Source organism: Nocardia sp. NPDC056564 (assembly GCF_042793755.1).
In the GTDB taxonomy this organism is placed as follows: Bacteria; Actinomycetota; Actinomycetes; order Mycobacteriales; family Mycobacteriaceae; genus Nocardia.
Map to the genome: position 1 here is coordinate 294,235 of NZ_JBHTUR010000010.1, position 26,513 is coordinate 320,747.

At 68.3% G+C, this 26,513-nt stretch carries 25 protein-coding genes; 15 read left to right on the forward strand and 10 right to left on the reverse strand.

Annotated elements, in window-relative coordinates:
• Positions 1 to 193 precede the first annotated feature (193 nt).
• The 4 genes from ACFQ9K_RS25270 to ACFQ9K_RS25285 all read right to left on the reverse strand — a co-directional run bounded on the left by ACFQ9K_RS25270 (position 194) and on the right by ACFQ9K_RS25285 (position 5,060).
• Positions 194 to 1,816, reverse strand: coding sequence for a hypothetical protein (locus ACFQ9K_RS25270; protein WP_378722253.1), 1,623 nt, complete (start codon positions 1,814 to 1,816; stop codon positions 194 to 196).
• A gap of 269 nt (positions 1,817 to 2,085) precedes the next feature.
• Positions 2,086 to 2,367, reverse strand: coding sequence for a DUF427 domain-containing protein (locus ACFQ9K_RS25275; protein WP_378722252.1), 282 nt, complete (start codon positions 2,365 to 2,367; stop codon positions 2,086 to 2,088).
• 39 nt (positions 2,368 to 2,406) lie between these two features.
• The gene (locus ACFQ9K_RS25280) at positions 2,407 to 4,164 is read right to left on the reverse strand and encodes a DUF4873 domain-containing protein (RefSeq protein WP_378722251.1); all 1,758 of its coding nucleotides are present in this window, start codon (positions 4,162 to 4,164) and stop codon (positions 2,407 to 2,409) included.
• On the reverse strand, positions 4,161 to 5,060 hold the full coding sequence (locus ACFQ9K_RS25285) for a diiron oxygenase (protein WP_378722250.1): 900 nt from the start codon (positions 5,058 to 5,060) through the stop codon (positions 4,161 to 4,163). The genes ACFQ9K_RS25280 and ACFQ9K_RS25285 overlap by 4 nt, the downstream gene beginning before the upstream one ends.
• Positions 5,061 to 5,159: 99 nt before the next feature.
• Here ACFQ9K_RS25285 and ACFQ9K_RS25290 point away from each other — a divergent pair, with 99 nt between their 5' ends.
• A complete protein-coding gene (locus ACFQ9K_RS25290) occupies positions 5,160 to 5,870 on the forward strand; it encodes a TetR/AcrR family transcriptional regulator (protein WP_378722249.1) in 711 nt (236 codons plus the stop codon).
• A gap of 18 nt (positions 5,871 to 5,888) precedes the next feature.
• On the opposite strand, the gene ACFQ9K_RS25295 is transcribed toward ACFQ9K_RS25290, so the two are convergent.
• Complete coding sequence (locus ACFQ9K_RS25295) at positions 5,889 to 6,416, reverse strand: NUDIX domain-containing protein (protein ID WP_378722248.1); 528 nt, start codon at positions 6,414 to 6,416, stop codon at positions 5,889 to 5,891.
• Positions 6,417 to 6,480: 64 nt separating this feature from the next.
• Here ACFQ9K_RS25295 and ACFQ9K_RS25300 point away from each other — a divergent pair, with 64 nt between their 5' ends.
• Positions 6,481 to 7,236: a DUF6882 domain-containing protein gene (locus ACFQ9K_RS25300; RefSeq protein WP_378722247.1), complete on the forward strand. Its 756-nt coding sequence runs from the start codon at positions 6,481 to 6,483 to the stop codon at positions 7,234 to 7,236.
• A 6-nt stretch (positions 7,237 to 7,242) separates the two neighbouring features.
• Here the strand turns inward: ACFQ9K_RS25300 and ACFQ9K_RS25305 are convergent, their stop codons facing one another.
• A complete protein-coding gene (locus ACFQ9K_RS25305) occupies positions 7,243 to 8,460 on the reverse strand; it encodes a DUF418 domain-containing protein (protein ID WP_378722246.1) in 1,218 nt (405 codons plus the stop codon).
• 155 nt (positions 8,461 to 8,615) lie between these two features.
• Here ACFQ9K_RS25305 and dop point away from each other — a divergent pair, with 155 nt between their 5' ends.
• The 5 genes from dop to pafA all read left to right on the forward strand — a co-directional run bounded on the left by dop (position 8,616) and on the right by pafA (position 13,655).
• Positions 8,616 to 10,115: a depupylase/deamidase Dop gene (gene dop, locus ACFQ9K_RS25310; protein WP_375914356.1), complete on the forward strand. Its 1,500-nt coding sequence runs from the start codon at positions 8,616 to 8,618 to the stop codon at positions 10,113 to 10,115.
• 160 nt (positions 10,116 to 10,275) lie between these two features.
• Positions 10,276 to 10,470 (forward strand): ubiquitin-like protein Pup, encoded by a 195-nt coding sequence (locus ACFQ9K_RS25315; protein ID WP_150404595.1) that lies wholly within the window; start codon positions 10,276 to 10,278, stop codon positions 10,468 to 10,470.
• Complete coding sequence (gene prcB / locus ACFQ9K_RS25320; RefSeq protein WP_378983683.1) at positions 10,467 to 11,327, forward strand: proteasome subunit beta; 861 nt, start codon at positions 10,467 to 10,469, stop codon at positions 11,325 to 11,327. Before ACFQ9K_RS25315 ends, prcB begins: the two co-directional genes overlap by 4 nt.
• The gene (gene prcA, locus ACFQ9K_RS25325; RefSeq protein ID WP_364730866.1) at positions 11,324 to 12,097 is read left to right on the forward strand and encodes a proteasome subunit alpha; all 774 of its coding nucleotides are present in this window, start codon (positions 11,324 to 11,326) and stop codon (positions 12,095 to 12,097) included. The genes prcB and prcA overlap by 4 nt, the downstream gene beginning before the upstream one ends.
• Before the next feature lie 199 nt (positions 12,098 to 12,296).
• The gene (gene pafA / locus ACFQ9K_RS25330; protein ID WP_186818252.1) at positions 12,297 to 13,655 is read left to right on the forward strand and encodes a Pup--protein ligase; all 1,359 of its coding nucleotides are present in this window, start codon (positions 12,297 to 12,299) and stop codon (positions 13,653 to 13,655) included.
• Between the two features lie 114 nt (positions 13,656 to 13,769).
• Here pafA and ACFQ9K_RS25335 read toward each other — a convergent pair whose 3' ends face one another.
• A complete protein-coding gene (locus tag ACFQ9K_RS25335; RefSeq protein ID WP_378724776.1) occupies positions 13,770 to 14,066 on the reverse strand; it encodes an MTH1187 family thiamine-binding protein in 297 nt (98 codons plus the stop codon).
• 112 nt (positions 14,067 to 14,178) lie between these two features.
• Between ACFQ9K_RS25335 and ACFQ9K_RS25340 the strand changes: the two genes are divergently transcribed.
• The 7 genes from ACFQ9K_RS25340 to ACFQ9K_RS25370 all read left to right on the forward strand — a co-directional run bounded on the left by ACFQ9K_RS25340 (position 14,179) and on the right by ACFQ9K_RS25370 (position 22,138).
• Positions 14,179 to 15,174, forward strand: coding sequence for a helix-turn-helix transcriptional regulator (locus ACFQ9K_RS25340; protein WP_378724778.1), 996 nt, complete (start codon positions 14,179 to 14,181; stop codon positions 15,172 to 15,174).
• On the forward strand, positions 15,171 to 16,145 hold the full coding sequence (locus ACFQ9K_RS25345; RefSeq protein ID WP_378724780.1) for a helix-turn-helix transcriptional regulator: 975 nt from the start codon (positions 15,171 to 15,173) through the stop codon (positions 16,143 to 16,145). The genes ACFQ9K_RS25340 and ACFQ9K_RS25345 overlap by 4 nt, the downstream gene beginning before the upstream one ends.
• Positions 16,142 to 17,167 (forward strand): 2-dehydropantoate 2-reductase, encoded by a 1,026-nt coding sequence (locus ACFQ9K_RS25350; RefSeq protein ID WP_378724782.1) that lies wholly within the window; start codon positions 16,142 to 16,144, stop codon positions 17,165 to 17,167. Before ACFQ9K_RS25345 ends, ACFQ9K_RS25350 begins: the two co-directional genes overlap by 4 nt.
• A gap of 112 nt (positions 17,168 to 17,279) precedes the next feature.
• Entirely contained in the window at positions 17,280 to 17,555 is a 276-nt protein-coding gene (gene tatA, locus ACFQ9K_RS25355; protein WP_150404601.1) for a Sec-independent protein translocase subunit TatA, read from the forward strand.
• A gap of 115 nt (positions 17,556 to 17,670) precedes the next feature.
• A complete protein-coding gene (gene tatC / locus ACFQ9K_RS25360) occupies positions 17,671 to 18,624 on the forward strand; it encodes a twin-arginine translocase subunit TatC (RefSeq protein ID WP_378724785.1) in 954 nt (317 codons plus the stop codon).
• 65 nt (positions 18,625 to 18,689) lie between these two features.
• Positions 18,690 to 21,329 carry a DEAD/DEAH box helicase gene (locus ACFQ9K_RS25365; protein ID WP_378724797.1) on the forward strand — a complete coding sequence of 880 codons (2,640 nt, stop codon included), beginning with the start codon at positions 18,690 to 18,692 and terminating at the stop codon, positions 21,327 to 21,329.
• Positions 21,330 to 21,448: 119 nt separating this feature from the next.
• A complete protein-coding gene (locus tag ACFQ9K_RS25370) occupies positions 21,449 to 22,138 on the forward strand; it encodes a DUF4333 domain-containing protein (RefSeq protein WP_378724787.1) in 690 nt (229 codons plus the stop codon).
• A gap of 588 nt (positions 22,139 to 22,726) precedes the next feature.
• On the opposite strand, the gene ACFQ9K_RS25375 is transcribed toward ACFQ9K_RS25370, so the two are convergent.
• Positions 22,727 to 23,698 carry a 5'-3' exonuclease H3TH domain-containing protein gene (locus tag ACFQ9K_RS25375; RefSeq protein WP_378724789.1) on the reverse strand — a complete coding sequence of 324 codons (972 nt, stop codon included), beginning with the start codon at positions 23,696 to 23,698 and terminating at the stop codon, positions 22,727 to 22,729.
• 135 nt (positions 23,699 to 23,833) lie between these two features.
• On the opposite strand from ACFQ9K_RS25375, the gene ACFQ9K_RS25380 reads away from it, so the two are divergent.
• On the forward strand, positions 23,834 to 24,961 hold the full coding sequence (locus ACFQ9K_RS25380; RefSeq protein WP_378724791.1) for a M24 family metallopeptidase: 1,128 nt from the start codon (positions 23,834 to 23,836) through the stop codon (positions 24,959 to 24,961).
• Between the two features lie 47 nt (positions 24,962 to 25,008).
• Here ACFQ9K_RS25380 and ACFQ9K_RS25385 read toward each other — a convergent pair whose 3' ends face one another.
• Positions 25,009 to 25,440: a pyridoxamine 5'-phosphate oxidase family protein gene (locus ACFQ9K_RS25385; protein WP_378724793.1), complete on the reverse strand. Its 432-nt coding sequence runs from the start codon at positions 25,438 to 25,440 to the stop codon at positions 25,009 to 25,011.
• Positions 25,441 to 26,304: 864 nt separating this feature from the next.
• The coding region (locus tag ACFQ9K_RS25390; protein WP_378724795.1) for a hypothetical protein at positions 26,305 to 26,513 on the reverse strand (209 nt) is incomplete at its 5' end.

A 26,513-nucleotide genomic window follows, 5' to 3' on the forward strand; every position in this document is an offset into this window, starting at 1 on the left:
GACCTCATCGTCATCTATCAGCAGAACGCATGAGAGAGTGTGTGCGCTAGCGACAAACGCGCAGAGTGTGGCGCACGGCATTGTGCATTTGACCAAACTTGCGCCTGATCGCAGGCTGGCGAACCCGCGTAGATCAGCCTGCCTCGCGCGCATCGGTGGCGCGCGGGCAGTTCTGGTCAGCGAGCTGACATTCTCAGCCGCATGTCGGCCAGGAGCCGGGGTGGTCGAGCGGCAGGGCCGGGGCGGCCATGGCGGCGGCGACGGTGGGCGCGAAGCAGTTGTTGCCGGCGCTGGCCAGGCGGCCGTTGCCGAAGTCGAGTACCGAGCCGGGGCCGAGGGTGCTGTCGCTCTGGCCCAGGGTGATGGGACCGGTGAAGCGGGAGCGTTCGATTTTGCCGGTGAGCTGGGCCAGGTCGCCGACGGCGCGGACGTGCAGGGCGGCGACGGTGGTGTCGGCGACGGTGGTGTCGGAGATGTCGAACCGCATGGTCGCCGTGGCCGGGGCCGGACCGGCGGGGGAGTAGGCGTAGACGCCGATGCCGTCGGCGCTGCACCGGCTCAGCTGTGCGTTGCGCAGGGTGAGGGCGGTGGTGTTGTCGCGGCCGAAGCCGGCGGAGAACAGGCAGCTGCCGAGATTGCCCGGCACCAGCGGGTTGAGCGCCGCGCCGGGGAAGCTGGAGCCCGACGCGGTGAGGCCGTCGATGGTCATGACATGCCGGGCGCCCTCCGCGCTGAGATTCAGGTTCTGCACGATATCGCCTGGGACATCGAGGAATTCGCTGTCGGTGAGGGTCACCTCGCTGTCCGGGGTGCCGTTGCTGGTGACGAATTCGATGCCGTTGGCGGAGAGGTGACCGCCGCCGTGCCGATAGCTGTTGCGGTCGATGGTGATTCGCATGCGGGCGCGGTCGGCGGCGTTGACGAAGATGCCCTCGCTGTCCGCGGCGGCGTTGAGCGGATCGTTCGCCGGGAGCGCGATGCCGCGCTGGGTGTTCCCGCGCAATGTGGCCGTGAGCGAGGAGGTTCCGGTGCTCTGCAAACCCAGGGCCAGGACCGACAGCTTGGCGATGCCCTCGTTGATGTTCTGGGTCAGGTTGTCGGTGATGGTGGCCTCGACCCGAGCCGAGCCGGTGGTGCGCACGTCGATGCCGTCGCCACACGCGGTGTCGCGCACAGTGTTTCGGTCGAGGGTGAGGGTGCTGGAGCCGGTATCCGAGTCGATCATGATGCCCGCCCAGCCGTTGTTCAGTGCGACCACGTTCGGGGTGGCCGGGAGCGACATGCCGAACGGGACGCCGATCATCGGCGGGAACGGCTGCACCAGGAATCCGTCGTGGCAGGCGCGGTTGGTGGCGGCGACCGTGTTGCCGCTCAGGACCGCGCTGCCGACGTTGCGGCCGTAGATGCCGCCGCGCTGGGCGCTGGTGACGGTGAGGTCGCGGACCTCCGTGTCCGGGGCGAGCCGGATCGCGTCACCGTCGTTGGCGGCGGTCGTATTGGCTACGGCCGCAACGCTTCCGGGCGCTTCGCGGCCGAGTAGGCGCTGGCCGGGTTTGAGTGCGAGGCCGCCGTCGAGCGGGGGCGTGCCGACCGGCGCGGGCAGGACGACGATGGTGTCACCGGCACTCGAGGCCTGCTGCACCGCGTGCAAGGAATTGAAAGGCGTTGCTTCCGCGCCGTTTCCGGCGGCCGCGGCGGTCGCGCTCACGTACCAGGTCTGGCCGGGATCGGCGTTCGCGTGCGGCGGAGCGGCACCGGCGGCGAGCGCGCAGCACAGCACGCTGGCCGCGGCGAACCGCGGTGACGACAGTGTCATGGGGGCCTTCCGGAGTCCTCGGCGATGCCGCGCACCGCCGTGCACTCCAGCCCACCCGATGTGCGGACAGCGTGGTATCGGCAGATCGCCGAACCTGCCGCCGATTCTTTGTGTGATCGCCAAGTCTGCCTAGGACGCTGCCGTGCGCTCGACTCCCGGCCGTCCACCTGCCGACCAAGGCCATCCGCAGACGCACACTTCCTGATTTCCCGCATACGGAATGGCATGCGATTCCATATGCCTGAAATCCGGAGGTGTGCGTCTGCCGGTCAGGCGACGTCTACGCCCCGCCAGAAGGCGACGTAGTTCTTGATCTGGGCGGCTTCGGGTTTGGGGTCGGGGTAGTACCAGGCGGCGTCGGGGTTGGTTTCGCCGTCGACGACGACGGTGTAGTAGCTCGCGGTGCCCTTCCACGGGCAGAACGTGTTGGTCTCGGATGGCTTGAAGAACTCGGTGTGCACGGAGTCGGGTGGGAAGTAGTGGTTGCCTTCGACGATGACCGTGTCGTCGCTGCTCGCGAGGACGCGGCCCTGCCAGGTTGCCGTTGCCATGACATCGATTCTGCCTGAGCGCCGGGAGTGGCCCACCGATCAACGCACCTCGGCGGGTTCCAGGGGGTACGGCGGGTCGCCGATGCCGACGATGCGCACGTTGCCCCACGGGTCGCGCTCCTGGAGGCGGCCGGGGGTGGGGAAACGGCCGGGGAGGGTGAGGAAGACCTCGGCGCGGCCGGGGTCGGGCAGATCGTCGCCGGTGATCCGGCCGTACCAGTGGTACCGGCCGTCGATCGGGTCGGCGTGGCCGCTGAGCGAGACCGTCACCGAGCGCAGCGACCCGGGCGAGTCGAGCGTGGCCGGACCCGAATACTCGTGTGCCGGTTCACGATCGGCCGCCACGGTGAGGTCGTAGTGTCCCGGATCGGGTCGGCGCATGGTGCGCCAGTAGGAGACGCTGGACCCGGGCCAGGCGGCGCGGTTGACGCCGTGCTCGTCCAGGTACCAGCTGTCGCAGCCGCCCGAATTCCACACGGTGCCCGCCAGTTTCCGCTGGGTGCGGCGATTGAACTCGTGCTGGGTCGCCGCGCGCACCTCCATCCGGGTGCTCGACGTCCGGCGCAACAACTCGACGCACTGGCGGATATACCGGGCCTGCGCCTCGATCATGAAGACGATCGACTGATGACCGCCACCGGAGTTCGGGCCGACGATGAGGAACATGTTCGGGAACCCGTGCACCGCGACGCCGAGGAAACCCTCGACGCCGTTGCGCCAGGCCGTTTGCAGCGCCAAGCCGTCGGCGCCGACGATGTGCTGATCGGCGAACCGGTCGGAAATCTTGAACCCGGTGCCGTAGACGATCGCGTCGAAGTCGGTCTCGACGCCGTCGACGGTGGCGACGCCGGATTCGGTGAGGCCAGCGATGGGTGTGGTCTCCAGCCGCACATTCTCCCGCTGCAACGCGGGATAGTAGTTGTTGGACACCAGGATTCGCTTGCATCCGAGCCGGTAGTCGGGAGTCAGCCGGTGCCGCAGCTCGGGGTCGTGCACCTGGCGGCGCAGATGACCGCGGGCGACCTTCTCCACCTGACGCATCAGTTCCGGATTCATGAACGCGGGGATCACCGACTCGTAGCCCCAGTAGATGGCCCACCGGTAAAGCCGTTGCGCGCCGGGCAGATACCGGAACATCCCGTGCTCCACCGCGGACAGCGGCCGGTCCGGTTTCGGAATGATCCAGTGCGGGGTGCGCTGGAACACCGTCACCTGGGCGGCGTCCTTGGCGATCTGCGGCACGAATTGCACCGCGCTGGCGCCGGTTCCGATGACCGCGATCCGCTTGCCGCGCACGTCGAAGTCGTGGTCCCACCGCGCCGAATGGAAACTCTTGCCGCGGAACGTGTCCCGGCCGGGGAAGGCCGGCACCGAGGGTTCGTGCAGCGGTCCCGGCGCCAGCACGACCAAGCGTGGGCGGAGAATCCGCCCGTCGGCGAGGCCGACGTCCCAGCGGTCGGCGGCATCGTCGAAGTCGAGGGTCACCACCTCGGAATGGCACCGGATGTGCCCGCGCAGGTCGTATTTGTCCACGGTGCGGCGCAGGTAGTCCAGGATCTCCGGCTGCCGGGCGAACATCCGCGACCATCGCCGGTTCGGCTCGAACGAGTACGAATACATCAGCGACATCACGTCGCAGCCCGCGCCGGGATAGGTGTTCTCCCGCCAGGTGCCGCCGATCTCGCCGGCCTTCTCCAGTACGACGAAGTCGTCGATGCCCGCCCTGCGCAACTCGATCGCCATGCCGAGGCCGCCGAAACCGGCGCCGACAATGACGATTTCGGGGTCCGCACTCATGCGAGCAGCCCCCGCCGCCGCCAGATCCACTCGCCGACCGGCCCGATCAGGCCCTGCTTCTGCAGGAACACACCGAGATTCGCGGCGCCGATGCCGAGCGCGCGCTTGGCGTCCGGATTGTTGACCGCCATCCGCCGGGCCGCACGCCCGTCCAGGCCCGCGCGGGTGTACATGTGCCGGTTGGTCAGCAGATAGACGAACAGCGGCGCCGCGACCGCGACACACAGTCGGGTGTAGGCGAGTTCGGCCCGCGACATGGTCGGCACCATCCTGGCCAGCGCGTCCCTGGCGAAGCCGATGTGCCGCGCCTCCTCGGTGACGTGGATGCGCATCGCCCGGGAAACCAAGGGCTGCAACTCCGGATCGTCCAGGGTGCGCCGCTGGATCGCGTCGAAGATCTCCTCGCCGACCAGCGCGCCGACCCAGGTCATGGAGCCGCGCAAGAAGATCGGCAGCACGCCGATGGCCAGCCTGCCGGCGCGCCGCGGCCAGTACGGGCGGGCCTCGATGCGATCGATCAGCTTGCCGAACATCATCATGTGCCTGCACTCGTCGCCCATCTCGACCAGCGTGTAGTGCGAGTGGCGGGTGGTCGGATCGTCGGCGAGCAACTCGCGCAACAGGAGCCGGTTGAGCAGGTTCTCGAACCAGATGCCGACGGAGAGCACGTTCGCCAACTCCTGGCGGGACAGTTCGCGCTGTTGCTGCGGCGTCATCGACTCCCACAGCTCGGTGCCGTACAGCGACACGACCTCCGCGGGGAGGAAGAGTTTGTCCGGATCCAGCGGCGCGTCCCAGTCCATGTCGACCACCGGGTCGTAGGACTTCTTGACCGATCCGGTCAGTAGGCGCTGCGCGAAGGACTCTTGCGGGATCAGTGCGGCCTCGTTGCCCATGACTGCTCTCCAACATGTCGACTAACCGATACAAGCTGTCACATTTAGATTAGTGAGACGGTCTGTCGCAGTCAACCTACTTGCGGGTATCGTGATTCTGTGACCTCGACCAGCGGAAACCCCGAGCCTCCCGTCACCGACGGTCGCGCCACCCGCTGGAACGGGCACAAAGCCCAGCGCCGCGCCGACGTGATCGACGCCGCGATCACGGTCATCGAGGAGCACGGCGTCGAGGTGTCGGTGCAGCAGATCGCCGACCGGCTCAAGCTGCCGCGTCCGGTGGTCTATCGCCACTTCGACGGCCGCACTGATCTGGACGAGCAGATCCGCAGGCAGATCCTGGATTCGCTGCTGGCACAGATCATGCCGAAGCTCGACCCGGAGGGTACGGTGCGCGACGCCGTGCGCGGCGCGGTCGGCACCTATGTCCGCTGGGTCGAACGCCATCCCAACCTGCACCGGTTCATCGGTGGCGCGGCGCCACAGGGGGATTCGTCGCTGGCCGGCGCGCGCGACCGGATCGGCGGACGGCTGGCCGACCTGTTCGCGATCTGGTTGTCCCGCTTCGGCATCGATCCCGGCCGGGCCCGTCCGATGGCGTTCGGCATCATCGGCTTCGTCGACGGCGTGGTGAACAGCTGGCGCGCCGACCCGGCCACCACCCTCTCCTCGGATCAGGTCGAAGGCATTCTCACCGAGTCGGTGCTTGCCCTGTTCGAGGGCAACGCGCGCAGCCTCGGTGTTCCGCTGGAGCGCGACGTGGTCGTCGGCGATCTGCTGATCCGGCCGGAAGTCTTGCGCGCTCGGTAATCCCGTCCGGTCAGGTCGTCAGGGTCGGTGCAATTCGATTGCCAGAGCGATCAATTCGGCCAAATGCTCACCGTCGGAGCGGGCCAGGCGCATGGCCTCGGCGAACGGAAACGTGCGGACTTCCAGTATTTGCTCGGCGTCGTCCGGATTGGTCGGCGCGGAATCCAGCACGACGTCGGCGGCGCACCAGAGCCACGCCTTGTGCGGATGCGGCTGCCAATCGCGAAACGGCGCAGCCTGATTGCTGGTGGCATAGTGCGCGCCGATCCAGCGGACCGGGCCGGTAGGGTGGGCGCCTGCTTCTTCGCGGAGTTCGCGGCTGACGCATTCGTCGATGGATTCGTCCCGCTCGCGGGTGCCGCCGGGCAGCAGCCAGATGTCGCGGTCGTCGCGGCACAGCACGATAGTGTCGCCGACGAAGCAGACGAGGTGAATGTTGGTGACCAGCTCGTCGGGTGGTGCTTCGGCGGCGAACTGGACATCCATATCACCCCACGCCCAGTGGGCAGGGGCGTGCAACAACGGATAACGGTCGGCCAAGGTCACCCCATGAAACTAGTGGGATCGGGCGTTACATACGAGGGGGAGTGCGTTGACTACGCTCATGCCGGTGTCCGAACCTGTGCCCTTGACGAGGCTGCTCGACGACGCGGGGTTGCTGTCGCTCGAGCACCGGCTACACGTCGAAGAACTGCTGGGCCCGCACCGGTGGCAGGCGGATATGGAGGGGGGCAGGCTCGAATTCGTCGGCGACGAGCAGACATTCGAGTGCACCGACTTTCACCTGCTCGGCACGGCCGATGCGGAGACCTGGCTATGGGCCTGGGCGAATCCGTGGGGATTCCCCAAGCCGCTGATCGCGGTGGCCCGGATGGTGCGCGAGTTCGGTTTCCGGTATGGCGTCGCCGAATTGTGCGCCGCGGAAATGCCGGTCGCGCTCGGCCGGGCGGCGCCGCAACCGCACCAGGTGGCCGAGCTGCTCGCGGACGCCGCGAAAGTGATTTCCGGGCATTGGAGTTCGTACTGCGGGGTCACCGACGGCACCTGTGTGGCGTTTCTCGTCGAACATCCGGCGTTCGAACTGCCACCGCCCACCGCGTCCGGTATCGCGCGGGTATTGGCGCACGGAATAGGCGCGTTACCGCTGGTCGACTATCGGCGCGCCACCCAGAGTTACCTGAGCAGACGGGGATTGGTGACCGAGTTCGTGGCGAATCAGCGGTTGCTCGAATTCAGCGGCTCCGGCATGGCGGGCAGCATCGAATTCGACCACGACGGGCTCGTCGCGAACCTCGACGTCGGGGTCGTCATGGATCGCATCGAGCTGCCGTCGGGGTCGAAAGCGCACTCGGCCAACTCGCGTTGAGCGGGCTCAGGCCTTGCCGCCGGTCAACGCCTGGAAGCTGCGGTTCCACGCCCACTCGACCGGCCCACGCTGGAAGCGCCGCAGCCAGAAGTGCGCTCCGGTCCCGATGATCAGCGAAACCACCAGGTAGATGCCCGCGGTGAACGGCACCCGCAGATCGGGGGAGACGCGGGCGGCGAGTCCGAAACCCCAGCCGTAGCACAGGATCGACGCCACCAGGTTCTGCAGGATGTAGCAGCTCAGCGCGGTGCGCCCGACCTCGGTCATCCGCCGGCCGAGGAACCCGACCTCGGTGCGCCGCAGGTAGAAGTGCGCGACCAGGGCCAGGATGCCCAGGGAGACAACGGGTGCGGTGCCGTAGCGGGTGACGATGAAGTAGTCGCCGTTGCCCGCGATACCGGCGATCAGATCGATCGGCGCCGCCACCCCGAACCCGGCGATCATCAGCCACTTGCGCAGCCGCGCGCCCTCCGGCCGGAACACCCCGGCGCGGAACAACCGGGCGCCGAGCAGGAACAGCGCCACCGACATGGCGAACACGAACACCGTCTCCGACCGGAACTCGCCCGCATTGTGCAGCCGGAACACCACGAGATCCCAGAACGACCCGTCCGCGTAGGGATTCGGGTCCAGCGGCTCGTGCGGCGCCGGCTCCGCGCGCGGCGCGAACGCCATCGCCACCCCGATCGCGGTGAGCATCGCCAGGTGGACGCCCGCCGACGCGATCAACCAACGCCGTTGCGCCCGTTCACCTGTCGCAAGCACGAAGGCGACCACCAACCCGGTCACCGCGTACCCCATCAGGACGTCGAACTCCGCGACGAACACGAAGTTCAGCAGGCCGTCCAGCAGCAACAGCCCGGACCGGATCGGATACCTGCCCGGCCAGCGCCGCCCGCCCCGCTGTGCCGAGGCCTGCTGGATGGCCAGCCCGATGCCGAACATGATGGTCAGCAACCCGAGGAACTTGCCCTGCGCCAACTGCTGCAATACCCGCTCGGCCCACAGCCAGCCGGTCGCGGGTTCCTTCAACTCGGCGATATAGCCGACCAGCCCCTCCCGGTTGGTCATGATCCAGATATTGGTGCCGAGCGTGCCGAGGATCGCGATGCCGCGCAGCACGTCGAGCGCGACCAAGCGCGCGTGCCCGGCTCCGGCGGGGGTGTCCGGCGCGCGGTGTCGCGCCGCGGTGCCGACCTGCGGATCGGCGAGAGATTCGGTCATACCAAGACTGTCCCGCCGACCGGCGCTCGCGCGGGTCCTCCGGAAGTACCACCCGCGGTATGAGATTGGGCTCCACCGGTGCCGACGGCGCCGACACCCGGCCCGGCGCGGGCAGCCCTCGGACTTCGCCCGGCGATGCCCGTTAGGCTCGACCCATGCAGCGCATCATCGGAATCGAGGTCGAGTACGGCATTTCGACCCCAACCGAGCCGTCGGCCAACCCGATCCTCACCTCAACCCAGGCGGTGCTCGCCTACGCCGCCGCCGAGGGTGTGCCGCGCGCGAAACGCACCCGCTGGGACTACGAGGTGGAGTCGCCGCTGCGCGACGCGCGCGGCTTCGACCTGAGCCGGATGAACGGGCCCGCGCCGGTGATCGACGCCGACGAGGTCGGCGCGGCGAACATGATCCTCACCAACGGCGCCCGGCTCTACGTCGACCACGCCCACCCCGAATACTCCGCGCCCGAGGTGACCGACCCCCTGGACGCGGTCATCTGGGACAAAGCGGGCGAGCGCGTGATGGAGGCCGCCGCGCGGCACGCGTCCAGCGTGCCCGGCGCCCCGCGCCTGCAGCTGTACAAGAACAACGTCGACGGCAAGGGCGCCTCCTACGGCACCCACGAGAACTACCTGATGAGCCGCGACACCCCGTTCAACCAGATCATCCTCGGTCTCACCCCGTTCTTCGTCTCGCGTCAGGTGATCACCGGCTCCGGCCGGGTCGGCATCGGGCAGTCCGGCGACCACGCCGGCTTCCAGCTGTCCCAGCGCGCCGACTACATCGAGGTCGAGGTCGGCCTGGAGACCACGCTCAAGCGCGGCATCATCAACACCCGCGACGAGCCGCACGCCGACGCGGACAAGTACCGCAGGCTGCACGTCATCATCGGCGACGCGAACCTGGCCGAGATGTCCACCTACCTCAAGGTCGGCACCACCGCGCTGGTGCTCGACCTGATCGAGGCCGGCGAGGACCTGTCCGAATTCCAGCTGGCCCGGCCGGTCACCGCCGTGCACACGATCAGCCACGACCCGACGCTGCGCGCCACCGTCGCGCTCACCGACGGCCGCGAGCTGACCGGTCTCGCGCTGCAGCGGATGTACCTGGACCGGGTGATCAAGTTCGTCGACCGCACCGGCAACGACGACAAGCGCGTGCAGGACATCATCGAGAACTGGGCCATGGTGCTCGATCTGCTCGAGCGTGACCCGATGGAATGCGCGAGCCTGCTCGACTGGCCGGCCAAGCTGCGCCTGCTCGAGGGCATGCGCCAGCGCGAGGGCCTCGGCTGGGCCGCGCCGAAGCTGCACCTGATGGACCTGCAGTACTCCGATGTGCGCCTGGACAAGGGCCTCTACAACCGCCTGGTGGCCCGAGGATCGATGAAACGGCTCGTCACCGAGCAGCAGGTGCTGGACGCGATGACCAACCCGCCCACCGACACCAGGGCCTACTTCCGCGGCGAATGCCTACGCCGGTTCGGCGCCGACATCGCCGCGGCGAGCTGGGATTCGGTGATCTTCGACCTTGGCGGCGATTCGCTGGTCCGCATCCCCACCCTGGAACCGCGGCGCGGGACAAAGGCGCACGTAGGCAAGCTGCTGGACGGCGTGACCTCGGCCGCTGATCTTGTGGAACAGCTCACAACCTGATCACGAGACCGCTACCGACTCGGCCCACATCGGCACGGAATACGACACTGCGTCGGTCGGGCTGGGTAGTGTTGAAGAACGAGCACGGACATTGCTCATGACCGGGGCCGTGCTCAGAATTGAGCTCCGGTCATGATGAGGACAGAGGAGGTCGGCTGCCATGGCACAAGAGCAGACCAAGCGCGCCGGGGGCGGCGACGAGGATGATGGTCCGGAGGGTGCGGACGCCGCCGGTCAGGAGCGCCGCGAAAAGCTGGCGGAGGACACCGACGACCTGCTCGACGAGATCGATGATGTGCTCGAGGAGAACGCCGAAGACTTCGTCCGTGCGTACGTTCAGAAAGGCGGCCAGTGACAGTAGGTGACCCCTCGCGTCTCCACCTGGGGTACGCCCTCTCGTCCTTCTCCGAATACCTTCGCATGCACGCTCCGGAAATGTTGCCCGGCAACAAGTTCGGACCGATCGATGGCGCGGCACACAGCGCCGCCGATGCGAGGGACATCGCGCCGCATGGCACCACCATCGTCGCGATCAGCTACCGCGGTGGCGTGCTCATCGCCGGTGACCGGCGGGCCACCCAGGGAAACCTGTTGGCCAGCAGGGACATCGAGAAGGTCTACATCACCGACAGCTACTCCGCGGCGGGCATCGCCGGCACCGCGGGCATGGCCGTCGAGATGGTGCGGATCTTCGCGGTGGAGCTGGAGCACTACGAGAAGCTCGAGGGCGTGTCCCTGACCTTCGACGGCAAGTCCAACAAGCTGTCGAAGATGGTGCGCGAGAACTTGCCCGCCGCCCTGCAGGGGCTGGCGGTGGTTCCGATGTTGGTCGGTTACGACGTGAATGCCACCGATCCGGACAAGGTCGGTCGCATCGTGTCCTATGACGTGGTGGGTGGACGCAGCGAGGAGCGGTTCGGTTACGCCGCGGTGGGATCGGGTTCGGTCTTCGCCAAGGGGTCGCTGAAGAAGCTGTACGCCAAGGGAATTGATCAGGAGCGCGCGTTGCGCATCGCCGTGGAGGCGCTGTTCGACGCGGCCGACGACGACACCGCGACGGGCGGTCCCGATCTGATGCGCGGGATCTATCCGACGGCGATCGTGATCGACGAGGAAGGTGCGGTCGAGGTGACCGAGGACCGCCTCGAGGTGATCGCGCGCGCCATCGTCGCCGATCGTGCGGCGGCGGAAGAGGGGAGTGCTCGCGCATGACACTGCCGTATTACGCGTCCGCCGAGCAGATCATGCGGGACAAGACCGAGCTCGCCCGCAAGGGGATCGGTCGGGGTCGCAGCGTCGTGGTCCTGGTGTACGACAAGGGTGTGCTGTTCGTCGCGGAGAACCCGTCCGCGACGCTGCACAAGGTGAGTGAGCTCTACGACCGGGTCGGTTTCGCCGCGGTCGGCAAGTACAACGAGTTCGAGAATCTGCGCCGCAGCGGAATCCTGCAGGCCGATATTCGCGGTTACCAGTACGACCGCCGCGATGTGACCGGCCGCGCGCTGGCCAACGCCTACGCCCAGGTGCTCGGCTCGATCTTCACCGATCAGCTCAAGCCCTACGAGGTGGAGATCTGTGTGGCGGAGGTGGGTTATCCGGAGCAGCAGCCGACCTCGGTGCTGTATCGGATCACCTTCGACGGGTCGATCGTGGACGAGCGCGAATACGTGGTGATGGGCGGCACGACCGAGCCGATCCTCACGGCGTTGAAGGCGTCCTACAAGCCGGGTCTCGACCTGGCCGGCGCGATCAAGGTCGCGGTCGGGGCGTTGCAGGCGGGCGTGCCCGAGGGCGCGGAGAAGGAAAAGCGGGTGCTCGACGTGAACTCGCTCGAGGTCGCGGCGCTGGAGCAGGCGCGGCCGCGGCGGGCGTTCCGCCGGGTCACCAACTCCGCGCTGGAGCAGTTGCTGAGTCCGGCGAAGAAGGCCACCAAGGCCAAGGCGGCCGAACCGGCGGCGGAGGAGACTCCCGAAGCGGAGTAACCACCGAGCAGAAGTCAGGGCCCGTGCACCGGTGCGACGTACCGGTGCACGGGCCCGAACTGTGTCCGCCGCGGGGGCGGATCGGGGGTGATACTGCCCACTCGCCCCGGTAGGCCGAGCCGAATCGTTGTGAAGACGTATGCGTTCGTGTTGTCCGCAGCCCCACGCGAGCGCATGACATGGCTGTAATGTCGATAGTGTGCAGCGACGAATCATGGGGATCGAGACCGAGTTCGGTGTGACATGCACCTTCCACGGTCACCGTCGGCTGTCCCCCGACGAGGTAGCCCGGTACCTTTTCCGCCGGGTGGTGTCCTGGGGCCGCAGCTCGAACGTGTTCCTCCGCAACGGTGCTCGACTCTATCTCGATGTCGGGTCCCATCCGGAGTACGCGACTGCCGAATGCGACAGCCTGCACCAATTGGTGACCCACGACCGAGCGGGCGAGCGGGTCCTCGAAGAGTTGTTGATCGACGCCGAGCAGCGGCTCGCCGAAGAAGGCATCGGCGGCGACATCTACCTGTTCAAGAACAACACCGACTCCGCGGGCAACTCCTACGGCTGCCACGAGAACTTCCTCGTGGTGCGCGCCGGTGAGTTCTCCCGGATCTCCGACGTGCTGTTGCCGTTCCTGGTCACGCGTCAGCTGATCTGTGGCGCGGGCAAGATCCTGCAGACGCCGAAGGCGGCCACGTTCTGCCTGTCCCAGCGGGCCGAGCACATCTGGGAGGGTGTCTCGTCCGCGACCACGCGCTCGCGGCCGATCATCAACACCCGCGACGAGCCGCACGCGGACGCGGAGAAGTACCGCCGCCTGCACGTGATCGTCGGCGATTCGAACATGGCCGAGCCGACCACCATGCTCAAGGTCGGCACCGCGGCGCTGGTGCTGGAGATGATCGAGGCAGGCGTCTCGTTCCGGGACTTCGCCCTGGACAACCCGATTCGCGCCATTCGCGAGGTAAGTCACGATCTGACCGGTCGCCGTCCGGTGCGGCTGGCCGGCGGTCGGCAGGCCAGTGCCCTGGACATCCAGCGCGAGTACTACGCCCGCGCGGTCGAGCACCTGCGCAACCGGGATCGCGATCCGCAGATCGACCAGGTCGTGGATCTGTGGGGCCGCACCCTGGACGCGGTCGAGGCGCAGGACTTCGCCAAGGTCGACACCGAGATCGACTGGGTGATCAAGCGCAAGCTGTTCCAGCGCTACCAGGACCGCTACAGCATGGAGCTGTCCGATCCGAAGATCGCCCAGCTCGACCTCGCGTACCACGACATCAAGCGCGGTCGCGGCGTCTTCGACCTGCTCCAGCGCAAGGGCCTGGCCAAGCGCATCACCGAGGACGAGGCGGTGGACGCCGCCGTCGACACCCCGCCCCAGACCACCAGGGCAAAACTCCGCGGCGACTTCATCACCGCCGCCCAGGAAGCGGGCCGCGACTTCACCGTCGACTGGGTCCACCTCAAGCTCAACGACCAAGCCCAGCGCACGGTCCTCTGCAAGGACCCGTTCCGCTCGGTAGACGAACGCGTGGACCGCCTCATCGCGTCGATGTAGGTCCACTCGCATCCAGGTGGATCCACCGGGGCGACCGACACCTTCGGGTGCCGGTCGCCGTCGGCTATATCGGGTCGGGTCGCCGCGTACGGCCCTCGGTCGCGTCCGGCTGGACTAGCCCTCGGCGAGGTAGCGCTCGACGGTCTCCACCTTCGAGGTCATGCCGTTGGTGACGCCGGGGCGGATGTCGGCCTTGAGCACGAGGCTGCAGCGGGGCGCGGCGGCCAGGACGGCGTCGGTGGCTTGTTTGACGACGCCCATCACCTCGTCCCATTCGCCCTCGATGGTGGTGAACATGGCGTCGGTGTGGTTGGGCAGACCGCTGGCGCGGACCACCCGGACGGCCTCGGCGACGGCGCGGCCGACATCGACGCCGGTGCCGAGTGGGGTCACGGAGAAGGCGATGATCATGGGTCAATACTGCCCGCCCAGAGCCGTCGTCATCGCAGACCGGGGCACATGTGATCGAGGGAATCGCGCGCCGACGCGCACGCGCGCAGCCGGGCCGATTACCCTCTATCGGGTGGCGATATCCAAGGTCGAGCGGCTGATGAATCTGGTCATCGCGCTGCTGTCGACCCGGCAGTTCCTGACCGCGGAGCGGATTCGGGACAGCGTCGCGGGATACGAGGACTCGGCCAGCGACGAGGCGTTCAGCCGAATGTTCGAACGCGACAAGAACGAGCTGCGTGACCTGGGCATACCCCTGGAGATCGGGCCGGTCGGCCGGTACTCCTCGGTGGAGGGTTACCGCATCAACCGCGACGCCTACGAGCTGCCCGAGATCGACCTGAGCGACGAGGAGGCCGCCGCCGTCGCGGTGGCCGTGCAGATGTGGGAATCGCCGGAACTGGCCGCCGCCGCGGACGGCGCCCTGCTCAAACTGCGCGCCGCCGGAATCCACGTGGAGACCGACGCCGCCGTCGCCTCGGTGCCCGCCGTTCCCGCGCGAACCCGCGGCTCGGAACCGGTGCTCGGCAAGCTGCTCGCCGCGATCGACGCGGGCCAGGCGGTCCGATTCGAGCACCGCGGCGCGATCAACGCCCCATATCTGATGCGCGATGTCGAGCCGTGGGGCGTGGTGACCCGGCACGGCCGCTGGTACCTCGTCGGGCACGACCGCGCCAGGGACGCGGTCCGCAGCTTCCGCCTGTCCCGGATCGGCGACGACGTCACCGCCTACGGCCCGGAGAACGCGGTCCGCAAACCGGACGGTATTGATCTGCGCAAGATCGTCGACCAGGTCACCCGCTCGGCCCCGGTCAGCGGCACCGCCACGGTCTGGGTGGCCGACGGCCGCGGCCGCGAACTGCGCCGCATCGGCCAGATCACCGGCGAGCGCACCATCGGCGGCCGGCCCGGCGCGGTGGTCGAACTGCCGGTTCGCTCGCGCGACTGGATCGCCCGCCTGATCACCGGCCTCGGCCCGGACGCGGTGGTGCTCGCCCCGGAGGAGCTGCGCACCGATGTCGTCGCCCGGCTGCGCTCGGTCTTCGACCGCACGGAGGTCACGGCGTGAATTCCCGGCTCTCCGTTCGGCTTTCGCGCCTGCTGAACATGATCCCGTACTTCATCGCACACCCGGGGATCAGCGCCGCCGAGGCCGCCGCCGACCTCGGCGTGACCAGCAAACAGCTGATGAGCGACCTCAATCAGCTGTGGATGTGCGGCCTGCCCGGCTACGGCCCCGGCGACCTGATCGACCTGTCGTTCTCCGAGGAGAGCATCGAGGTCACCTTCTCCGCGGGCATCGACCGGCCCCTGCGCCTCACCTCCACCGAGGCGACCGCCCTGCTGGTGGCGCTGCGCTCGATCGTGGACATGCCGGGCATGGTCGACCCGACCGCCGCGCACGCCGCCATCGCGAAGATCGAATCGGCCATCGTCGGCGGTTCCGCCGCCGAACCCGGCCACACCCGCATCCCGCCGCCGGAGGCCCCGGCCGTCGCCACGGTGCGTGCGGCCCTGGCCAGGCAGCGCGCGTTGCGCCTGGTCTACTACTCGGCCAGCCGCGACGTCGTCACCGAACGCGTGGTCGATCCGATCCGCATCGTCCTGGTGGACAACATGAGCTATCTGCAGGCCTGGTGCAGACAGGCCGAGGGTGTGCGGCTGTTCCGGTTCGACCGGATCGAGGCCGCCACCGAACTCGACGAACCGGCCAGGCCGCCGAGCCACGCCACCGAGGAATCCGCCGCCCTCGACCTGTTCCAGGACGATCCCGCGGTTCCGTTGGCGCGCTTGCGCATTCACGGCGACTACGCTTGGGTTCTGGACCAGTATCCGATGCACCGGGTCGCGGTGAACGCCGACGGCAGCCTGGAGGCGACCATGCGGTTCGCCACCCTGGACTGGATGGCTCGCCTGCTGCTCGGTTTCGGCGCGGGCGTCACCGTGCTCGGCCCGCCGGAGCTGGTCGCCGCGGTGCGCGAACGCTCGAACGCCGCACTGGCCGCCTACGCGGCGGCCGGATTCGAGGAGGCCGGGTGAAGAGTCGGGTGATGGTGGTCGGCGCGGGCAGCATCGGCCTGTTCGTCGGCGGCAAACTGGCCGTCGCGGGCGCCGACGTGACTTTCGTCGGCCGGCCGCGGATGCTCGACGAGATCTCCGCGTCCGGGCTCCGGCTCACCGACCTCGACGGCGGCGACGACTCGCTGCCCACCGACCGCTTCCACGTCGCCACCGAACCCAACGATGTCGGCTCGGCCGACCTGGTGCTGGTCGCGGTGAAATCGGCGGCGACCGCGGACGCGGTGCGCGAGCTCACCGGCAAGATCCGGCCGGGCACGGTGGTGCTGAGCCTGCAGAACGGCATCGGCAACGACACCGTCATCCGGGAGATCCTGCCCAACTGCGTGGTGCTGGCCGGCATGGTCATGTTCAACGTCGTGCATCACCCGGGCGGCCGATTCCATCGCGGCACCCAGGGCGTGCTCGCCGTGCAGGACGATCCGGGCCTCACCCCGTTCCTCGGCATCTTCGAGCAGGCCGGCCTGGGGCTGCGCCGCTACCCCGACCTGCGGCCCGTGCAGTGGGCAAAGCTGCTGCTGAACCTGAACAACCCGATCAACGCGCTGTCCGGGCGTCCGCTGCGCGAGGAACTCGCCGACCGCAACTATCGCCGCTGCCTGGCGCTGACCCAGCGGGAAGCGCTCGCGGTGATGCGCAAAGCGCGCATCACCCCCGCCCGCCTGACCCCGGTGCCGCCCGCCGCGATGGCCTGGCTGCTGACCGTGCCGGACGGCATGTTCCGGCGCGTCTTCGGCCGCGTGCTGGCCGTCGACCCGATGGCCCGCTCGTCCATGGCCGACGACCTCGAACTCGGCCGCAAGACCGAAATATCCTGGCTCTGTGGGGAAATCATCGGTCTGGGGACGATGGTCGGCCTGCCCACCCCGGTGAATCAACGGCTGATCGAACTGATCGTCGCGGCCGAGCAGGGCGACCGGCGGACCTGGACCGGAGCCGAACTGTACGAACAACTGCGGGCCGCGCACGCGAGCGCCCGTTGAGAGAGTCGTCACCACGTGGCTGAACGCCGGGCCGACCCGGCCGGAGGGTGCGTTCGCGCACGTCACCCTCCGGTAGCATCAGAACCATCACCAGTCTTGGGAGGTAATAATCATGGGCAGTCTGAGCATCTGGCACTGGCTGATCATTGCGGTCGTTTTCGTGATGTTCTTCGGTGCCAAGCGGATGCCCGACGCGGCCCGCAGCCTGGGTCGGTCGCTGCGCATCTTCAAGAGCGAAGTCAGTCAGATGCAGAACGAGGGCAAGGAGTCCGACCACGCGCCGGCCGCTCCGGTGCAGCAGCCCGCGCAGCAACTGCCTGCCGCGCAGCCGGTGACCCCGTCGGTCACCCAGCAGCCCCAGCCGCAGGCCGAGCCGAAGACGCTCTGAGCGCGATGCTCGTCCCGGGGTGAGTAGGTTCTCACTCCGGTAGTAGTGCGGTCGCCTTGTGCGGTCGCCAGCGCGTTCAGTTGCCGAGCTTCCGACCCAGGGGCAATCACCAGCCATGCGAATCCCGTTCGATCCCCGGCAGAGCAAGCGCCGGACCAATCCCGACGGCACCATGTCGTTGGTCGAGCATCTACAGGAACTGCGCTACCGGTTGCTGGTCTCGATCGCGGCGGTCATCGTCACCACCGTGCTGGGGTTCATCTGGTACGAGTACGGGTTTCTCGGCATCGAGAGCCTCGGCGACATCCTGCGCGGGCCCTACTGTTCGCTGCCCGATTCCGCGCGCGCCGCGATCAGCCCGGACGGGACCTGCAAGCTGCTGGCCACCGCGCCGTTCGAGCAGTTCACCCTGCGTTTGAAGGTCGGCATGACCGCGGGCATCGTGCTCGCCGCGCCGATCTGGCTCTACCAGCTGTGGGCGTTCATCACCCCCGGCCTGTACGCGAAAGAGCGCAAGTACGCGATCGGCTTCGTCTCCACCGGCACCGTGTTGTTCGCCACCGGCGCCGCGCTCGCGTATGTGGTTGTCGCCCATGCCCTGAGCTTCCTGCTCTCGATCGGCAACAACGTCCAGATCACCGCGCTGAGCGGTTCGCAATACTTCGGCTTCATCATCCAGCTGCTGGTCATCTTCGGCGTCAGCTTCGAAACCCCGCTGCTGATCATCGGGTTGAACCTCATCGGCGTGCTCACCTACAAGCGGCTCAAGGCGTGGCGGCGCGGAATCACCTTCGGCCTGTTCGTATTCGCGGCCATCGTGACCCCGCAGGACCCGTTCTCCATGCTGGCGCTGGCGCTCGCGCTGACGGTGCTGTTCGAGGTCGCGATCCAGTTCTCCCGGATCAACGACATCCGCCGGGCGCGGAAGGAAGCCGAAGACCTGGCCGCGCTGTCCGACGAAGAGGCGTCCTCGATCAGCGGCCCCGACCCGATCGACCCCGCCGACTCGCTGGTGACGCCCCCGGATAAAACCGGGCGCTCGATGTCGGACTACTCCGATACCCTCTGACGGTGACACATCACCGGTCGCATACGGGCGAGCTTGCGAAGTTTTCCACCGAGCTGAAGTTCAGCATGGATCCCTTCCAGCGCACCGCCTGTACGGCACTCGAAGAGGGACACAGCGTCCTGGTCTGCGCGCCGACCGGAGCCGGTAAAACCGTCGTCGGCGAGTTCGCCGTGCACCTGGCGCTGGCCGCGGGCGGAAAATGCTTCTACACCACGCCGATCAAGGCGTTGTCGAACCAGAAGTTCGCCGACCTGACCGAGCGCTACGGGCGCGACAGCGTCGGCCTGCTCACCGGCGACCAGTCGATCAACCCCAATGCGCCGGTGGTCGTGATGACCACCGAGGTGCTGCGCAACATGCTGTACGCGTCCTCGGACGCGTTGCGCGGGCTGTCGTTCGTGGTGATGGACGAGGTGCACTACCTCGCCGACCGGTTCCGCGGCGCGGTGTGGGAGGAAGTGATCCTGCACCTGCCGCCGGACGTGAAGCTGGTCAGCCTGTCGGCCACGGTCAGCAACGCCGAGGAGTTCGGCGCCTGGATGGAGACCGTGCGCGGCGACACCGCCGTGGTGGTGGACGAGACCCGGCCGGTGCCGCTGTGGCAGCACGTGATGGTCGGGCGGCGGATGTTCGACCTGTTCGACACCGATTCCACCGACCAGAAGGTGCTGGTCGACGAGGACCTCGTGCGGTTCATCCGGCAGCGGGAGGCGGCCGACCGGGCGAACAGCTGGGACCGGCCGCGGCACCAGCGCGGCGGACCGCGGCGCGACTTCCGGCCGCTGCCCCGGCCCGAGGTGCTGGCCAAGCTGGACGACGAGGGGCTGCTGCCCGCGATCACGTTCATCTTCAGTCGCGCGGGGTGCGATGCGGCGCTGGCCCAGTGCCTGCGCGCGCGGCTGGATCTGAGCGGGCCGGACGACCGGGAAGAGATCGACGCGATCATCGAGAAGCACACCGGTGACCTGCCGAAGGCGGATCTGGAGGTGCTCGGCTTCTGGGAGTGGCGCGAGGCGGTGCATCGCGGACTGGCCGCGCACCACGCGGGGATGCTGCCCGCGTTCCGGCACACGGTCGAGGAACTGTTCGTCAAGGGGCTGGTGCGGGCCGTGTTCGCCACGGAGACACTGGCTCTCGGCATCAACATGCCCGCGCGGACCGTCGTGCTGGAGCGGCTGGTCAAATACAACGGCGAGTCACACGCCGAACTCACCCCCGGCGAGTACACGCAGCTGACCGGCCGGGCCGGGCGGCGCGGCATCGACGTCGAGGGCCACGCGGTGGTGCTGTGGCAGCCCGAGGTCGACACCAGCGCGGTCGCCGGCCTGGCCTCCACCCGGACCTATCCGCTGCGCAGTTCGTTCAAGCCGGGCTACAACATGTCGATCAACCTGATCGACCGGATGGGTGCGAGCGAGTCGCGGGCGCTGCTGGAGCGTTCGTTCGCGCAGTTCCAGGCCGATCGCTCGGTGGTCGGGCTGGTGCGCGGCATCGAACGCAACGAGGCCCAGCTGCGCAAGCTGCGCAGTCAGCTCGGCGGCGCCGAAGGTGGCTTCCTGGAATACATTTCGCTGCGCGAGCGGATCAAGCAGCGGGAACGGCAGATCGAACAGCAGGGCCGCTCGGATCGGCGCGGGGTGGCGGTCGCCGCGCTGACCGCGTTGCGCCGCGGCGACGTGGTGGCGATCCCGTCCGGGCGGCGCGCCGGGCTCGCGGTCATCCTGGAACCCGATGCGACGCCCGGGGATCCGCGGCCGCTGGTGCTCACCGAGGACAAGTGGGCCGGGCGGGTTTCGGTGGCGGACTTCCCGGTGCCCGCGGAGACGTTGGGGCACATGCGGTTGCCCCGCCGAGTCGACCACCGGACCGCCCAGGCCCGTCGCGATCTGGCTTCGGCCTTGCGCAGCACCGGAATTTCCGCGCCCGGCCGCCCGCGCCGGGGCAAGCGGGCGTCCGCGGCCGACGACCGGGAACTGTCCACCCTGCGGCGCAGCCTGCGCTCGCATCCGGCGCACACCCGCCCGGATCGGGAGCAGATGTCGCGCATCGGCGAGCGCTACAACCGGCTGGAGCGGGAAACCGAGACCATGCGCCAGAAGGTTGCCGCGACCACGAACTCGCTGGCCCGCACCTTCGATCGGATCGTCGGGCTGCTGGAGGAGCGCGGGTTCGTGCACGAGTCCGAGGTGACCGCCGACGGACGCAGGCTCGCCCGGATCTACTCCGAGAGCGACCTGCTGGTCGCCGAGTGCTTGCGCCAGGGACTGTGGCGGGGGCTCGGTCCGGCCGAATTGGCCGGCGTCGTCTCCATTCTCGTGTTCGAATCCCGCCAGGACGGTGGATATCTCGGCGTCACCGGTCCGACCGAGCCGATCCGGCGGGCCATCGGCGAGACCATCCGGGCGTGGAGCGAACTGCGCGCCGACGAGTCGCGGCACAAGCTGCCGCCGACCAGGGAACCGGACCTCGGCTTCGTCACCGGCGTGCACAAGTGGGCGCGCGGCGACGGGTTGGCCGAGTCGTTGCTCGCCAGCGGCGACCAGGCCGCGCCGCTGTCCGCGGGCGATTTCGTGCGCTGGTGCAGGCAGGTGATCGACCTGCTCGATCAGATCCACGGAAGTGCCGACGATCCGGAGGTCGCATCGACCGCCGCGAAGGCGGTGCGCGCGATCCGGCGGGGTGTCGTCGCGGTGGACGCCGCGTAGCGGATTCGATTGTGATTTGATTTCTTTCGCGTACCGACCGTGGCGGAGGAATCGAGTTATCGGACCGTTCCCACGCGGGGGGCTACCGTGTGTACAACGATGCGAGTGGAGGCAACCAGATGAGCGGCCCGTTTGGACCCAGCGAACCCGGGGAGGGACGCAACGATCCCACCCAGCAGTGGGGTGGACAGCAGGCGCCCGGCGGGACGCCGCAGTGGAGCGGTCAACCGCAGACCCCGGCGTCGGCGCAGCCGACCCAGCAGTGGGGTGGTGAGCAGCAGCCGCCGCAGCAGCCGTGGGGTGGTCAGCCGCAGCAGCCGGCCCAGCCGCAGTGGGGGCAGCAGCCCGCGCCGCAGTGGGGCCAGCAGCCCAGCCAGCCGAGCCAGCCGCAGTGGGGTCAGGCCCAGCAGCCGCAGGATTGGCAGCAGGGACAGCAGCCGCAGTGGGGTCAGCAGCCGCAGTGGGGCGGCCAGCAGCAACCGCTGCAGCAGGGCGGTGGCAAAGGAAAGGGCCTGCTCATCGGCCTGGCCGTGCTCGGCCTCGTGGTCATCGGCGCCATCCTCGCCCTCGTGCTTCTGCTGACCTCCAAGGACAAGCTGGACCAGTCGGCCGTCCAGGACGGCGTCAAGAAGGTCCTCACCGACTCCTACGGCATCCAGGACGTCAGCGACGTCTCCTGCCCGTCCGGCCAGGAGGTCAAGGTCGACGCCACCTTCGACTGCAACCTCAAGGTCAGCGGCGAAGCCAAGAAGGTGACCATCAAGATCACCCGAGACGACGGCACCTACGAGGTCGGCCGCCCCAACTAGCCCCCGCCCTCCCTCGACCCACGGTCGGCCCACCCCGGTGGGCCGCCGTCGCCATCCCAGACCACCCTCACGATCCACATCGCGACCCAGGATTCGCGCTCAGCACCTGCACCTTTGCGATCCGCACCCGGACTCGGGATCTGCACCGGCTTTGGGGTCCTATTGCGAGTGCGAGTCCCGAGAGGGTGTGCGGCTGTGGTGCAGAGCGCACGCGCGCTGCCGGGCACGCGTACTGGTGGGCGCGAGTTGTGTTGCTGGGCCTGGCGGTTCGTGCTCGCGTTTGGACTGCGCCCGGCTTTGGGGTTCGCGTTCGGGCTTGGATCCGCACTCGATCTCGGGATTCGCGCTGGAGTTTGCGATCCGCTCTCGAGCTGGTGGTTCGCGCCCTGACTTGGGATCTGCACTGGAGCTTGGGATGTGCGCCGGCTCTTGGGTCCTATTGTGAGTGCGGGTCCCGAGAGGGAGTGCGGCTGTGGTGTGGAGAGCACACGCGCGCTGCCGGGTACGCGCGCTGCTGAGTACGCGTACTGGTGGGCGCGAGTTGTGTTGCCAGGGATGGGGATGCTGGCAGCTTCGAAACGTGCGGGGCTAGGGGGTGCGGGTGGCGAGGGCCTTGATCAGGCGGGTGATCGGGCTTTCCGCGTTGTAGGTGGTGGCTAGTTCGCGGAGGCGGGCTTCGTCTGCGGGGGTGGTGGGGAGGGTGTCGGGGCGGGAGAGGTTTACGTCGGCGTCGCAGACTACGCGGACGACGGGGGCGGCGGCTTTCAAATACTCTTCTGCCGCACGGAGTTTGGCGCGGATGCCCTGGGCGAGGTCGGCGTCGGGGTCTTCGACGGCGGCGACCAGTGCCTCCAGTGAACCGAATCGGGTGATCAGCAGCGACGCGGACTTCTCGCCGATGCCGGCGACGCCGGGCAGGCCGTCCGAGGCGTCGCCGCGAAGAGTGGCCAGGTCGGCGTAGGCGCGGCCCGCATTCTCCAGGGGCACACCATATTTGGCGGACACCTCGGCCGGGCCGAACAGCTCGGCCTTGGCCAGTCCGCGTCCGGCGTAGAGCACCCGCACCGGCGGGCCGGGCGTGTCCCGGACGAGTTGCAGCAGGTCGCGGTCGCCGCTGACGACCACCACCTCGTCGGTGGTCTCGCGGGTGGCGAGCGTGCCGAGCACGTCGTCGGCCTCCAGCCCGTCGGCGCCGCCGGTCGCGATCCCGGCCGCCTCCAGCACCTCGAGGATCATGTCGACCTGCGGGGTCAGCGTGTCCGGCACCGTCTCGGCGCCCGGCCCGGCGTCGGGGGAGGTGTCGAGCCGATGCGCCTTGTACGAGGGCACCAGTTCGACCCGGAAATCCGGCCGCCAGTTCAGGTCGAGGCAGACGACCAGCCGGCTCGGCGAGTGCTTGGCGATCAGCGACGCGACCATGTCGGTGAACCCGCGCAGCGCGTTGACCGAACGCCCGTCCGGCGCGGTGATCTTCTCGGGGATCGCGTGAAAGGCACGGAACCACAGGCTCGCCCCGTCGAGGAGCAACAGCGGTCCACCGGAAGTCGCAGCAGAAGTCACGCGCTGAGGCTACCTCCCGCCCCCGACAAACCCTGGATGATCTGCTCACGAGCGGGCGAAGACGGCGCGGATCCGCGAAGCGAAGTGGGGGCACTCGGGTTCGTCCGAGCGGTGCGGACAGGTAACGTCGGACGAATGAGCTCGCATACGGATTCCAGGTTCGCGGCGGACATTTACGGGGAGCGGTTGGAACGGGCGGTGCAGCTGATGCGGGCCGCCCACCTGGACGCCCTGTTGATCACTCCGGGCCCGGATCTGCGCTATCTGATCGGGTCCGCCGCCGAGTCCTTCGAGCGGCTGACCTGCCTGGTTATCCCCGCCGACGGCGCGACGCCGTCGGTCGTCATCCCGAAGCTGGAACTGGCCTCGCTGGCGGGTTCCGCGGCCGGTGAACTCGGCTTGCAGGTCTTGGACTGGGTCGACGGCGTCGACCCGTACGGTGTGGTGAAATCCGCGCTGCATGTCGGTTCGCGGGTGGCCGTCGCCGATGCGATGCCCGCCCTGCACCTGATCCCGCTGGCCGAGTCGTTCACCGGCCTGCCCGCCTCCGCCACCCCCGTGCTGCGGGAGCTGCGCATGATCAAGGACGCCGCCGAGATCGACGCGCTGCGCCGGGCCGGCGCCGCCATCGACCGGGTGCACGCGCGGATGGGCGAGTTCCTCCAGGTCGGCCGGACCGAGGCCGAGGTCGGCGCGGACATCGCCGCAGCCATCGTCGAGGAGGGCCACACCGAGGCCGCTTTCGTCATCGTCGGCAGCGGCCCGCACGGCGCCGACCCGCACCACCACGACTCCGAGCGGCGGATCGAGTCCGGCGATATCGTCGTCATCGACATCGGCGGCCCGGTCAACCCCGGCTACTACTCCGACTCGACCCGCACCTACGCCCTCGGCGAGCCCGACCCGAAGCGGGCCGCCCGCTTCGCCGTGCTGGAGCAGGCCCAGGCCGCGTCGGTGGCCGCCGTCCGCCCCGGCGTCACCGCCGAGTCCGTCGACGCCGCCGCCCGAAATGTGTTGAAGGACGCCGGTTTAGGCGAGGCATTCGTGCACCGCACCGGGCACGGCATCGGCCTGTCGGTGCACGAGGAGCCCTACATCGTCGAAGGCAACGACCTCGTCCTGCAGCAGGGCATGGCGTTCAGCATCGAACCCGGAATCTACTTCCGCGGTGACTGGGGCGCCCGCATCGAAGACATCGTCGTGGTCACCGAGGACGGATGTGAATCCATGAACCAGCGCCCGCACGGGCTGACCGTGCTGTAGTCGAACCTGGAACGCGCTCGCTCGAGTCCGAGCGGGCGCGTTTCTGTCTACTGGGTTTGAGCTGCGTTGTCGGCCGACGGCGCGACCAGCGTGGAGCTGGACAGGATGCGCCGAACCTGGATGGCGATGACTACCCGAGTGGGATTCTCGCGGGGTACCCGATAGCGCCCGGCGTACCGCTGGACCGCCTCGGCGACCGATTCCGGATCGTCGAGCACCGTCGCGGGCCCCTCCAGCGTGAGCCACCGCCGCCCCTCGACCTGACTGACCGCGGCATAACCACCCCGCCGCACATTACGCACCTTGGTCGATCCCCCATCGGTGATCACCCGGGCGATCCCAGCCTCCGGATCCCAGGTGAACCCCACCGCGACAACATGCGGTGTTCCATTGCCCCGCAACGTAGTCAACGTCGCAAGGTGTCGTTCGGTCACGAACTCGAGCGCTGCCGGAGAAAGCTCCACAATCTGGGTCGCCATCCCCCGACCGTAGCCGCCACCCCCGGCCCACCCTCCGCAGGGACACCCGCGAGCGCTGCGCCGGATCGGGAAACCAGCAGTGGACTCGACCGCAATGCCTACTACTTTCCCGCCGGACGATTTCGAGCTGTGAGTTCGTGTCGTCCGGGTGTGGGCTCGTGACCCCTCGCGGTGTCACCTGTCGAGTCGGGAATGAGTAGGACGCCATGGGGGCAACGAGTGCCAATCCCGCCATGGTGTCCCACTCGTCGAATCGCGGTGTGGTCATCGGGACCTGACGGTGGTCGTACTCGGAGAATGGCTCGGTGACGTCCCGCTCGGCGGGTCGTGGCGTGGCCAACGGGACTTTGCGGGGGTTGCGCTGGGGAGATGGCTGGGTGGTGTCCTGTTGGCGGGGGCGGTAGTGGGACTCGGCCGCGATGCCTACTGCTATTTCCAGCCGGACGATTCGAGCTGTGAACTCGTGCCTGGGCCAGTGACCCCCGCAAGGTGTCACCTGTCGAGTCGGGAATGAACGGGACACCATGGCGGCAAACGAGTGCCAGTCCCGCGATGGTGTCCCACTTGCTGAATCGCGGTGTGGTCATCGGGACCTCACGGTGGTCGTACTCGGCGATTGGCTCGGTGAGGTCCCGCTTGGCAGGGGCGGTTCGAACTTGACCGCACTACTTGCTGCTGGACGATTCGAGCTGTGAGTTCGTGCCGTTCGGGCGTGTACGGATTACCCCTCGCGATGTCACCTGTCGAGTCGGGAAAGAGATGTCACCTGTCGAGTCGGGAATGAACGGGACACCGTGGTGGCAGACGAGTGTCAGTCCCGCGATGGTGTCCCACTGGCTGAATCGTGGTGTGGTCATCGGGACCTTACGGTGGGCCGTACTCGGGGAATAGCTTGGTGACGTCCCGCTCGGCGGGTCGTGGCGTGGCCAACGGGACTTTGCGGGGGTTGCACTTGGGAGATGGTTGGGTGGTGTCCTGTTGGCAGGGGCGGTAGTTGGACTCGGCCGCGATGCCTACTGCTACTTGCAGCCGGACGATTCGAGCTGTGAACTCGTGCCTGGGCCAGTGATCCC